The organism is Niabella sp. ZPM-14 (assembly GCF_055693045.2).
Map to the genome: position 1 here is coordinate 4,226,876 of NZ_CM181148.1, position 12,399 is coordinate 4,239,274.

Genomic DNA, 12,399 nt, shown 5'->3' on the forward strand with positions numbered 1-12,399 from the left:
AGCTTATTGCATATCGGGCAGGGCTTTATCAACCTTTTTGTCGAGGCTGTCTATTTTGGGGTCTCTGGTGTTTCTGTCTTTTAAAACATCGTTTGCCGCCGGGTCTTTCTGTTGCTTTTTACAATGGTGGCAGGAAGCCAGGCTCAAAGAAATTAAAAATGCGAAAAAGACTGTAAGTAATTTCATTTTCATTTTTTGTAAAGGTGATGTAGATAGAATTGTCTTACCATTTTTCAACCGATGCTCCCAACCATGCCATCAGGCCCATTCCTGTTTCAATGGCTTTTTCATCTATATCAAATGTAGGCGTATGAACATTGCGGATATTAGCCGGATCGCTCATCACGCCCAGGCGATAAAAACATCCTGCGACTTTCTGCGTATAATAGCCAAAATCTTCTGCGCCCATCCGCATTTCCGTTTCGCCCACCCGATCGGCACCCATATAAGCAATGGCCTGTCCCTTCGCGATTTCAGTCAGTGATTCATTATTAAATACGTTAGGATATCCCACATCGATATGCAGGTCTAATTCGCCGCCCATAGAAGTTACCAGGTGCTGAGACAGCGTCCGGATGATCTCGTGCGCCTCAAAGCGCCAGGCCTCGTCCATCGCTCTGAAAGTGCCCATCAGTTTCACTTCTCCGGGGATCACATTGGTCGTCGTGCCCGCATTGAAAGCGGTAATGGACAGAACAGAGGGCTGTAGCGGATTGTTGCGGCGGCTGATCACTTGTTGCAGTGCAACAACCAGGTGTGAAGCTATCAGGATCGGGTCGATCACAGATTGAGGAGCAGCAGCATGACCGCCTTTCCCTCTGATCGTAAGATACAATTCATCGGCGCTTGCCATGACCTTGCCCGCTCTGAAGCTGACCGTACCCGCCGGGAGCGCAGGGTGGACATGCAGTCCGAAAATCGCATCCGGGGCGGGATTGCTCAATACTCCCTCGCCAATCAGCAAACTGGCACCCCCGGGATTTTTTTCTTCGCCCGGTTGAAAGATCAGTTTGATCGTTCCTTCCCATTCCTCTTTAAGCTCCTGTAATATCTTTGCAGCGCCCAGCAGGCAAGTGGTATGCACGTCATGTCCGCAGGCGTGCATCACCCCTTCATTTTTTGATTTGTACGGAACATCGTTGGCCTCCACGATCGGCAACGCATCCATATCCGCGCGAAGGGCAATTACTTTTTTATCGGGGTTTTTACCTTTGAGCAGACCGATCACCCCGGTAGTTGCCATGACCTGAAAGGGAATACCCAGGGCTGTTAAACGTTCCCGGACAAATTGGGAAGTCTGAAATTCCTGGTAGCTGAGTTCGGGGTGGGCGTGAAGATGTCGCCTAACCTCGATATATTCCGGGGCGTATTGTTTTGCAAGGGATTGTATTTTTCCGATCATCAGGCAAACCTACATAAAATAGGTGACAGAAAATCGCTTGATGAAACCGCCAAGCGTTGCAGATAGGTATCTATCCCGACGAATAGGCCTTCGCATTCTTTTTGGATCAATCGACCGTTTCGAGGTCCTCCACTTTGATCTCGACAATATCGTTCATAATAAAGATGCTGCCGGGGAACATGGAAGCCATTCGTTTTTGATAGGATTGTGCTTCACTACGGCTGGTAAAATTGCCGGCTTTTACTTTATAATAAGGAGCCTGGTACCACATGTAGGCTTTCAACTCCGGAAAATTGGACAATACTTTTGTGCGGGCGCCGATCGCCTCTGCGCGGCTGTTGCTGCTGATCACTAAAAGGCGATAACCCCTTGCCGTTCTTCTTTTAGCCGTGTTGCGTGTAGACAGATCGTTAGCTTCTGCCTGCTTTTTTAATAGCACATCAATACGCGGATCTTTATAAACGTTGACGGTACTGGCCGTTTGCGCAGACAAACTTGTGGCTGCAATAAGAAATCCTATTAATAATATGCTTCTCATCTTTTACGATTTATATTTAATGATATCAACGTCATCAAGCGCGGAGAGACCTTTGACCTAAAACTTCAGGCTCTCCGTTTCAGAATCCGCCGCACCCTCTTTTGTTAGACCATTTTTTTGATCAAACGTTGCGCCAAAATTACCACAACAACGCTAAATTGAGCGGGTAAAATCATTTTTATGATCAATGTCACTGAAGCGATCGGATATATAGCGACCATCCTACTGGTCATTTCATTTTTGCCGCGCCGTGTAAAATACATCCGCTGGATCAACTTTTTCGCTTGCCTGGTCTTTGTGGTGTATGGTATACGCCTCGGTTTGAAATGGCCCATCGTTATCAGCAATGGTCTGATCGCCTTGATCCAGCTGTGCCATCTGTTTTTTAACACAAAAGCAGCAAAGGTGCAGGAAATATAAAACCGGACAAATCCGCAAGTCCCTATTTTTGCGCCGTAGAATGACGCAACCATTAGTAGCCATAGTAATTCTGAACTGGAATGGCAGGAAGTACCTGGAGCATTTTTTGCCTCACCTGGTACAATCAACCTATGCCAATTACCGGGTCATTGTGGCTGATAACGGGTCTACCGATGACTCAGTCGATTTTTTGCGCGGGCAATTCCCGGAGATCGAAGTGATCCAGCTTGATAAGAATTATGGATTTGCAACAGGTTACAACCTTGCCCTTGCACGCGTGACTGCCGGTTATTATATTTTACTTAACTCTGACGTTCAGGTGACACCCGGCTGGATAGAGCCCATGGTAGAACTTCTGGAACACCATGAAGAAATAGGCGCTTGTCAGCCCAAGATGTTATCCTACAACCAACCTGATTTTTTCGAGTATGCCGGAGCCGCGGGAGGGTGGCTGGATCATTATGGTTACCCGTTTGCGATGGGACGCGTCTTTGACGTCTCGGAGGAGGATCATGGCCAATATGATGTTGCGCAACCGGTGTTCTGGGCCACAGGCGCTGCCTTGTTCATCCGGCCGGAAGTTTTTCACGGGGCGGGTGGTTTCGACAATTATTTTTTTGCGCACCAGGAAGAAATTGATCTTTGCTGGCGCATACAACTGAAAGGATATAAAATATATAGTTGTCCCGCATCGGTAGTTTATCATGTCGGGGGAGGCACGTTACCCAAAGGAAATTCTTTAAAGACCTACCTGAATTTCCGGAACAACAATATTATGATCTATAAAAACATGGGAGGTTGGCGAAGGCCTTATGTTTTGATCGCGCGCGCCCTACTCGATGCGGTGTCTGCTTTTAAAAGCCTTTTGAAAGGAGACGGAGGTTATTTTGTGGCCGTTTTTAGCGCCCACCTTTCGTTTGCCAAGTGGATTGTTTGGGACAGGAGAAAGAGCGTATTCCCGCAAGACAAAAGCGCTCGCCTGGAAGGGTTCTGGAAAAAAAGTGTGGCCTGGGCCCACTTTGTAAAGGGGAAGAATAAATTTTCTGATTTAATGAAAAATGAAGACAAACGTGTCTAAAAAAGGGCGGGTCGTATGATGGTTTTTAGGTTGTTTCCTTTATTTTTGCACCACAATATTATTACATGGAACCACTGGATGTAGAAAAAATAAAAGAACAGGAATATCAGGAGAGTTTAAGGAATTATGAAAAAAAAGACTTTGGCCAGAGCTGGGTTAGAGCTTCTGCGTACATCTTTTATTTAAGCATCGCCTGTTTCTTTTTGATGACCTGGGGTGGATGTTACCGGTTGTACACGAAACGTTTTGAAAAGCCAAAGGTGCAGGTGCAGGAGAGTACCTTGTACACTCCGAAATACAAATAATTTTTTCGAAAATTATTTTGTTACAAAATCAAATCCCCTTATTTTTGCATCCCCTTACAGCGTAGGGGTTTACAACAAAAAAGTTCTTTTTTAAGCGGAAGTAGCTCATTTGGTAGAGCACGACCTTGCCAAGGTCGGGGTGGCCGGTTCGAGCCCGGTCTTCCGCTCTTAAAATCCTCTCTTTAGAGAGGATTTTTTTTGACGAATTCCGTCAGCCCTGGTGGTGGAATTGGTAGACACGCAGGACTTAAAATCCTGTTGGCAGCAATGTCAGTGCGGGTTCAAGTCCCGCCTGGGGCACCAAAAAAGCCTTGTAATCATTTTGATTTACAAGGCTTTTTTATTTGATGCGTGTCATTTTTGCGGCTCTTACTTTACCTTCTATTATGATTTTGGATGAAGGCCGGGCAAAGGGCCATCAACAAGGGGGATCTACGCTAAACCCCAAAGCAATAGGGAAGAAACACAATAAGGAAGCAATTGGCGCGATTGAAGTGAAGCACGCGGAATCAATTGTTGAGCGGCAACCATTGGAACCGCTTATATACTAACTCATAAATTCAAAGACCGTTTCGCAGATTACTATAAAGATTATGTAAAGGCGAAAGATTTTCCGCCGTTACGATTTCGTCAATAAACAGGTTATTGTATCCCTATCGAAAATTGTTTCGTGGTCGGAGGCATACACTCATGATCATTGCACACCATATAGGTAATGGCACCGGTAACATTTGTTTTTATACCTCCTTTTTTTACTTTCACTACCTGCACGAAATCCACTTTGTTTTCATAATATTTTACAGTAACGCCAAACAACTCTTCAAAATAACTTTTTAAATTACCCACTTCCTTCACGCCGCCAATAGTGGTTACTAATGGATTCTTTACAAAGCTGATACTGGCGGGCCTCCCGCCTTTCTCATCACTGTGCTGTGAATACAGATGCCATCCGCTCTCTATTTGGGCAGTGATGTGCAATTCATAAGTATCTGCCGCTATCTTTTTTGAACGGTAACTCAGCTTCACCTGGCTTTGCGCCTGCATTACTAGCGAAAAAAATAATCCTGCCAAAGAAAAAATTGTATATCTCATAATTATTGTTATTATTTTTTATTCCTGTCAATTACAGATTTAATCATTTCATACAACATGTCTTCATTGTTGCCATTAATTCTGAAGTCTTCGAAAATGATTTTCCCGTCCTGGTCTAAAATGAAGTTCATAGGCGCCATGTTATGGTTATCCAAATTACCTTTATTACGTCCATCATAATCTTCAAGCGGGATAAATGTATAACCGCTGGATTTTATGAACGGTATTACATAATCATTTTGTTCAGAATCAATATTAATGCCCACATAAGCCAGGTCCTTCTCATCAAAGCGGTTCACCACATTCTGAAAGTGAGGAAATTCGCCGCGACAGGGACCACATCCGGGAAACCAGTAAGTAAGCAATACTGCCTTGCCCTTAAAATTGGCGAGAGAGGCTTTTTCTTTTTTAAAATATTGGTTTAGTGAAAAGTCTGTAGCCTGCTTTGCTGCTGTATCCCGGCAGTAAGCCACTTCTTTTTCTACCTGCTCAGTAGTCTTACCCAGGAATTTTCCATATGCGAACAGATCTTTCTTCACTTCCTTTTCAGGTGAATCGGCGTAAGCAGTGAGCAGTTTGTTGTAGGCCATCTCTTTTTTCCCTGCATCTTTTAAAGCGGTTGCGCGCAGCAGTAAAACCGTTGTGTTTATATGATCCGGTGCCCGACGGGGTATTTTAAGACTATCTAATACAACCAACGCTTCCGATGCCTTATTCACGGACAGCAATTGATTTACCTTAACCACCTTATCAGCCAACGCCACCAGGCTGTTCCAATTCTTTTTATTCTCATCATTTTTCGCCGAGGTTGCAAGCTCCATGACCAGTTCCAAGGCTTTTTCAGGAGAGGCTGCGAGCAACAAAGAAAAGTAACCCGACATGCCTGAAGCAGACCACCGGTAATCCTGCGGATTGTATTTTCTCTTCAGCAGTTCATAGTACTTTATTTTGGCAGCATCATTTGTGGTGCGCGTAGCGAGCCAGTACAATGATTGGGCGCCACTTTCACTTTTTGGGAACCTTTCGGCCACTTCCAGGCTTAGCTTTTCATACATAGATTTGTCATTGTCTTTTGAAAAAGAATTGACATAATAAAAAGCATAATTCGGATTATCGGGTCTTATGCTGGCAGCTGTTTTAATATATGCCTTAGCTTTATCAAACTCGCCCCATCTTTCGGCATCGATCCATAAATCATTATAAGCTTTATCAAATTCAGGATCAATTTGAACCGCCTTTAATAAATACTGCTTCGCTTTAGGGCTCTCCTTTTGGAAATAAGCATGCCCCAGTGCATAAGGAAGCGCTGCGGATTTCGGATATTTTTCCATCCATGTTTTATACTGATTGATAAAGGCCTGATTGTCCTGAACATCCCCTCTGACAAAACCAGACGCTTTCAGATAAGCCTCATGTAATTGCAGACTATTTGGGGCCTTGTCAATTGCTTTTAGCAGATATGGAACAGACATTTCAGTCTCGGCCTGTTGTGTCTCCTGTGCATAACTTAGATTACTGATGCTGCAAGCGACAACAGCCTCAAGCAAACGCATTGATAAATAAATCTTATTCATTGCTATATTTTACTTTTTAGTACGGATTCTGTTCCAGCACGCCCTGGCTGCTGATGATATCCGCCCGGGGTATAGGCGCCGCCCAGCGCTTGGAATTGCTTTCTAATTTATAGAGAATCGGCGCCTGGGTGGTTTGTACAGTAGCTGCTGTATAAGGATAAAAGGTTCTGTGCAGTGTAACATCATCTGATGGATCCTCATTATTATTAAACCGCCTGATATCCTGCCATCGGGTGGTGAAAGGCATTTCTCTCCTTCTTTCGTCCAGTATCACCCTGATGGCGTCCTGTTTGGTAATCGCCGCCAGATCGGCTGTGCCCGCCCGCATCCGATTCCTGTGCAGCGTATTCACCGCAATCATCGCATTGACCACATCATTGGTACGCGCCAGGCATTCTGCTTTCACCAGGTACATTTCAGCCGTGGTGGGACCCGAAGGGAGCCAGGATTTAAAAAAGAAAACATAACCGGGATATCTGTATGAAGGATTGGTCAGCGCGCGATCGTATGAGTAGTTTTCAACAATATGATACTTATATCGCAAATCATTGGAGGTATCATATAAATTCAACAAATCCTGACTGGGGATATACCACCAGCTTTCGTTGTATAGCATCCTGAAGTACATAAACTCCTTCCAGCCCAACATATCAGTTACATCACTTTGGTTGTCGTGTGTGTAAGGAAACTGCAGTGTTACTTTTTTCCCATTAGCCGGACCACCGTCAATTAAAACATCGGACGACCTTCCATAACGCATATCGGTATTATAATCAACCAATGTATTATATTCATTTAACGCGTTGTTCGCGTATTTTAACGCCTCGGTATAATTGTTACGCTGCAGGTAATAACGGGCAGCAAAGCCGTTTACAGCAGCGGTATTTGCGCGCCAGTGCCTGGATTTTCCGTTTTGCACCAATGATACATTTAACTTTAACGCTTCCTTCAAGTCGGCTTCTATCAGGTCATACACTTCAGAAAGTTTGGAGCGCTTTACCGGTTCATCAAAACTGATTGTCAATTTTATGGGTAGCCCCAGCGCGTCCTTGTTTACGCCAGTATAAGGCAGGCAATAAGTATTGGCCAATTGAAAATAACTGTATGCCCGTATAAAATGCGCTTCAGCAGTAAGCGCGGCCTTATCCTCTGCACTTCCCGAAACTTTGTCAACATAGGCGAGCACCATGTTCGCGTTAAATATCTTACGGAATTCACCACTCCAGAAAATCTCCCTTGAATCATCCGGCAAATACTGCGTATCCCATAATGAGAATTCCACCGCAGCCATTGAGAACGTGACCGGTCGCGCATTATACAGGTTGATATTAAGCCCATTATCATCCGTACTGTAGACAGCAGTTCTGTTTCCCTCCTGGTAAAATACACTGTAATTATTCAGCAATGTATGTAGCTGGCCGGTAGTGGTTACTACCAGGGATGTATTTTTTGAAGGTTTTTCGCCCAAAAACTTATTGCAGGAAGACAGTATCGTTGCAACAAGAAGTAATACAGTGGTTGCGAAAAATATTTTTCTTTTTATAAACATTGTAGCCAGTTTTGTTGGTTGCTTAAAAAGTGAAACGTGCACCTAAAGTGTATTGAGGTTCTGGTTTCATACCGCCTTTAGGATATTCAGGATCCTCCTTGTGTTTGTTAGCCAGAACAGTGAACAGGTTATTACCCTGCCCGTAAACCTTGAAATTACCAGGCAATCTTAATGTCCTCATTATATTGACAGGGAGGCTGTAAGTAAGGTTTATCTCCTGCATGCGCAGGTAGGACGCGGACGCCACTAGGTAACTCATATATGGGTAGAACCGGTCCCAGAAATAAAATAACGGCTCGTTATCATTCAACGGCATGGGCACTATTTTATCGGGGTCGCCATTCACCACTTCTGATAAAGAGCTATTGGGTAATAAGCGGCCGGGACCCAATACAGGATAATTGAACGACTGCCTCTTAAACACATGACCAAATTTCCCGGTAACGATGAACGAAAGATCAAAATCATATATTTTAAACTGGCTGGTGAGGCCCAATGCATAAGGTGCCACCGTGGTGCCCATATCCAGCATATAAGTCCGGGCATTACCGGGAGTGAAGGCGGTAAAAGGGTAAAAATCAGTGCCGGCTCCTTTTACAACGGGCTGTTTATCTCTCTGACTGATACCGGCATATTGAAATGCCCACAATGTACTGGCATCCTTGCCCTCAACATAAGCCGATGTACCGCCATCAGTAAGATTATAGGAAGTATAATTTACTACAAATAACTTTGTAATCTTATTCCTGTTATAAGAAAAATTAATGCTGCCGCGCCATACAATATCTTCACTCTTTATTGCAGCCTTTGTGCCCAGTGTGAGTTCAATCCCACGATTGGTCATCTCGGCATTATTTAACTTCTGGCTCTTGGTGCCGTATACAGAGGGTATTGAAATTGTGGCAATAAGATCCCTGCCATACTTGTTGTAAACATCCAGTTTACCAAATAATTTATTTGACAACAGGCTGAAATCCGCGCCCACATTCCACGTGCCCGTTTTTTCCCAGCGTAGGGAAGGGTTACCATAACTGGAAATAGTCGCTGTATAATCATTGCTATAAATGTTGGGTGATGGTCCTAGCTCGATCAATGGGATAAAAGAAGTGCTCTTGTCCACATTGCCATTATAGCCGTAAGTAAGCCGCAGGCGTAAATCGTTCACCCATTTCACGGGCTCCATAAAGTTTTCCCGGATGATATTCCAACTACCACCTACCGACCAGAAAGGAGCATACCTGTATTTGGGATCATCTGAAATAAGGTTCGACGCATCTGTACGGGCGCTCCCGCTAAGGGTATACCTGTCCATAAAAGTATAGGCCAGGTTGCCATAAAGAGAATAGTACCTGTCGGTTCTGTAAGAGAAGGCATTAGTGTAAGCAAAACTCTGATTGGATCCCATCCAGTTCTTTATCTGTTTGAAGCTGCCACCAGGTCCGTTAGGAAAATTGCCTACAGTAAGCGTTGCGTCATTATATCCGTAAGCTGTAGGAGGATAACTTTCTTTTGTAACAATGTTATTCATTTCCGATCCGGCTACAAAAGTTACTTCATGCATGGCACCGAGCCGGCGGTTAAAATTCAGCTGGTTGCGGAAATTATATGCCTCCAGATCCTTCTTACCTTGCGTTAATATACTTCCTTTGGGTAAGTTAATTGTAACAGTATTGGTTGCCATGTCCCATGAAGCGGCCTGGTTCACCCGGTTTCTTACGTAAAAAGTGCGGTCATTATACAGGCTGCGGGAATCAGTTACCATCCGTTCATACTGTATTTTGCTGTCGAACGACAATCCGGTTAGTATTTTGAAAGTAAGACCAGCCTGTATCCTCGTCACTATTTGTTTTGTCTTTAAATCCCGGTTATTGATTTCCTGCACGGGGTTGTATTTCCAATCAGCATAAGGGAATTTACTCATTGGCACAAAGCGTTCCAGGATAGGCCAATAATACCTGTTGATGTTTGTGTACCCGCCGTTGTTATCAATAAGCATGTCATAAGGCGATAAACCCTGGATATCACCCAGCGTTACCCCGCTTGCTTCATTGTCGGTCATCTGGAAATAACCTGAAAAATTAAAATCCAGCCATTTGAACACGTTAGCAGTGGTGCGGTAATTGATCATATACCTCTTGCTCCCGCTTTCTTTAAAATTTAACTGGTTTTTCTCATACAATAACGACAGGTTATTGGTCATCCTGTCACTGCCGCCAGCAATATTCAGGTTCACCTGCGTGCTTGCAGGGTTGGCCAGCAGGTATTTTCTTATCTGATCTTTGTTGCTGAGTGTTTTTAAACCATCCAACACATTATTCAAATCCTGATCAGACAGGTATCCAAACTGGTGCTCATACAATGCTGTGGTAGCGATGGAGTTTGCAAAATAATAACCACCTGTTAGTGATCCTGTATTAATAGAAGATGACCATTTCTTGTTAAAGCTCATTTTTTCAAATTCCACGGTCTCTGCAGAAGAAGCAAGTGGATTTACATAATCGAGGTCCATTTTTCGGCCGACTCTTGTGAATACATTCAGTTCCACTTTAAGCGGTGTGTTTTTCCTGGCTTTTTTGGTGACCACTACAATCACCCCGTTGGCCGATTTTGCGCCCCAGATAGATGCTGCCGCAGCATCTTTTAACACGGTTACGCTTTCCACATCGTTGGGATTAATAGAAGCAAAACCGTCCTGTACGGGGAAACCATCCACCACGATCAAAGGTTCCCTGTCTGCATACAAACTGGTTTGCCCGCGTATTTGAAATACAGGTTTGCCATCCGCATCCATTATGGCCTGCATGCCCGCTACCTGCCCAACCAACCGGGCGCCGATATTGGTAGCAGGCTTGTTCAACTGGCTTTTGCTCACCAGGTCGTAGGCACCGGTGGCCCTTTCTTTTGAAATGGTTTGATAACCTGTACTGGCGACGGTAACTTCTTCTATGTTGGCAGGATTAATTGCCATTTTTACCGATATCGTATTTCGGCTATTGACCGCCACTTCTTGTTTAAAATAACCGATCCTTGAAAATAGGAGCATATCGTCAGGGTTCGCATTCAGAGTATATTCTCCTCTGCTATTGGTGGTTGTGCCACGGCGGGTTCCTTTCACAATCACGCTTACACCTTCCAGCGGGGCGCCGTTGTCATCCGTTACAGTACCCTGCACCCTGATCATTACCGGCATGGTCCACCGGGTATCTGCTGCATTCAACTGCCGGGGTCGTTCAATCAATGTTATTGTTTCCTGGTTCATTTCCCAGGTGAAGGGCTGCTGTTTACAGGCATCTTCCAACACCTGTTTCAGCGGCGCGTTCACTGCATTAAGTGTTACCGGCTTTGCCCTTCTGAGCAGGGACGCTTCATAAAAAAACACGTAGCCTGTCTGGCTTTTGATGGCCGAAAGCACTTTCTTAAAAGGTATATCCCTGCCCGAGATGGAGACAGTCTGTGCATTGGTGCTGGCAGATACCCGGAGAAAAAATACAACAAAAGCAAAAGTTGTCAACTTCATGGCAAGAAGGGTTTGTCGATGCAGAACGCTACGTAAGGGAAATAATCGCATAACTGGGATAGTCTCGTTTTATTACAGATTTTGGTTTGACAAAAATGTGAATGGAATAATTGCAACTGATTATATTAGGGCAACACAATAACTCTCTTTCCATCGATCTTAAAATTCATTTTGCTTTTTTCAAGAATCTTTAAGACATCGGACAAGGGCAATTTCTTTTGTATTTCGCCTTCAAATCGCCGGTCTGGCTTAGCTCCGTTGAAGACGACATCAACGCCATACCATCTTGATAACTGTCGCATCACTGTTCCAATATCAGCATTACTAAAGGAGAAATAACCGCTTTTCCAGGCCATTTCAGCATTTACATCCACGTCATTTACTGTACGGAGGCCATTACCATTCTGCCTGATACGGGCCTGCATACCGGGGCGTAACATTGCTGACTGTGCGGCGGCATGCACGTTCACACGGCCTTCTAATAATGTAATCTTAATATCCTCTTCATCATGATACGCATTGATATTAAAATGTGTGCCGAGCACTTCTATGGCGGTTTGTCCTGTCTGAACAATAAATTTTTTATGAGGGTCTCTGGCCACTTCGAAATAGCCTTCGCCCGTTAGCGAGACGTTCCGTTTGTTGTCACTAAACACAACCGGGTAAGTAATCGCTGAACCTGCATTGAGCCATACTTTTGTGCCATCGCTTAAAGTGATATTGATTACCTGGCTTCCGCGTGGGTTGCTAAGCGTATTTAATAGGGGTACAGCGGATTGTACTTTTTGATCCCCGTTTTCATAAGCGATAACCCCATTAGCGAGTTTCACCAGCCGCACTGCGCCTTGTGCCGCAAACTGGCCGTTACGGGCGCTGTCGAGATACATGATGGTACCATCTGCCATCTTGATGGTGGCCCTGTTG

The 12,399-nt window shown here is 44.5% G+C and carries 11 protein-coding genes and 2 tRNA genes; 5 read left to right on the plus strand and 8 right to left on the minus strand.

Annotated features, from left to right (window positions below):
- Nucleotides 1-3: 3 nt before the first annotated feature.
- From ACU37H_RS18045 to ACU37H_RS18055, 3 genes are all read right to left on the minus strand, one after another.
- Nucleotides 4-186: a hypothetical protein gene (locus ACU37H_RS18045; protein WP_472704463.1), complete on the minus strand. Its 183-nt coding sequence runs from the start codon at nucleotides 184-186 to the stop codon at nucleotides 4-6.
- 37 nt (nucleotides 187-223) lie between these two features.
- Entirely contained in the window at nucleotides 224-1,402 is a 1,179-nt protein-coding gene (locus ACU37H_RS18050) for a M20 metallopeptidase family protein (protein ID WP_472704461.1), read from the minus strand.
- Between the two features lie 106 nt (nucleotides 1,403-1,508).
- On the minus strand, nucleotides 1,509-1,940 hold the full coding sequence (locus ACU37H_RS18055; protein WP_472704459.1) for an SPOR domain-containing protein: 432 nt from the start codon (nucleotides 1,938-1,940) through the stop codon (nucleotides 1,509-1,511).
- 180 nt (nucleotides 1,941-2,120) lie between these two features.
- Between ACU37H_RS18055 and ACU37H_RS18060 the strand changes: the two genes are divergently transcribed.
- From ACU37H_RS18060 to ACU37H_RS18080, 5 genes are all read left to right on the plus strand, one after another.
- Nucleotides 2,121-2,360, plus strand: coding sequence for a uroporphyrinogen decarboxylase (locus ACU37H_RS18060; protein WP_472704457.1), 240 nt, complete (start codon nucleotides 2,121-2,123; stop codon nucleotides 2,358-2,360).
- A 40-nt stretch (nucleotides 2,361-2,400) separates the two neighbouring features.
- A complete protein-coding gene (locus tag ACU37H_RS18065; protein WP_472704455.1) occupies nucleotides 2,401-3,438 on the plus strand; it encodes a glycosyltransferase family 2 protein in 1,038 nt (345 codons plus the stop codon).
- Between the two features lie 65 nt (nucleotides 3,439-3,503).
- Complete coding sequence (locus tag ACU37H_RS18070; protein WP_472704454.1) at nucleotides 3,504-3,743, plus strand: hypothetical protein; 240 nt, start codon at nucleotides 3,504-3,506, stop codon at nucleotides 3,741-3,743.
- 94 nt (nucleotides 3,744-3,837) lie between these two features.
- Nucleotides 3,838-3,910: transfer RNA gene (locus tag ACU37H_RS18075), tRNA-Gly, on the plus strand.
- A 47-nt stretch (nucleotides 3,911-3,957) separates the two neighbouring features.
- Nucleotides 3,958-4,046, plus strand: a tRNA-Leu gene (locus ACU37H_RS18080).
- 339 nt (nucleotides 4,047-4,385) lie between these two features.
- On the opposite strand, the gene ACU37H_RS18085 is transcribed toward ACU37H_RS18080, so the two are convergent.
- From ACU37H_RS18085 to ACU37H_RS18105, 5 genes are all read right to left on the minus strand, one after another.
- A complete protein-coding gene (locus ACU37H_RS18085) occupies nucleotides 4,386-4,835 on the minus strand; it encodes a protein-disulfide reductase DsbD domain-containing protein (protein WP_472704452.1) in 450 nt (149 codons plus the stop codon).
- Nucleotides 4,836-4,846: 11 nt separating this feature from the next.
- A complete protein-coding gene (locus ACU37H_RS18090; protein WP_472704450.1) occupies nucleotides 4,847-6,409 on the minus strand; it encodes a redoxin domain-containing protein in 1,563 nt (520 codons plus the stop codon).
- A 16-nt stretch (nucleotides 6,410-6,425) separates the two neighbouring features.
- Nucleotides 6,426-7,958, minus strand: a complete 1,533-nt coding sequence (locus ACU37H_RS18095) for a RagB/SusD family nutrient uptake outer membrane protein (protein WP_472704448.1) — start codon at nucleotides 7,956-7,958, stop codon at nucleotides 6,426-6,428.
- Nucleotides 7,959-7,980: 22 nt separating this feature from the next.
- Complete coding sequence (locus tag ACU37H_RS18100) at nucleotides 7,981-11,475, minus strand: SusC/RagA family TonB-linked outer membrane protein (RefSeq protein ID WP_472704446.1); 3,495 nt, start codon at nucleotides 11,473-11,475, stop codon at nucleotides 7,981-7,983.
- 125 nt (nucleotides 11,476-11,600) lie between these two features.
- Nucleotides 11,601-12,380 carry a FecR family protein gene (locus tag ACU37H_RS18105; RefSeq protein ID WP_472704445.1) on the minus strand — a complete coding sequence of 260 codons (780 nt, stop codon included), beginning with the start codon at nucleotides 12,378-12,380 and terminating at the stop codon, nucleotides 11,601-11,603.
- Nucleotides 12,381-12,399: the final 19 nt, after the last annotated feature.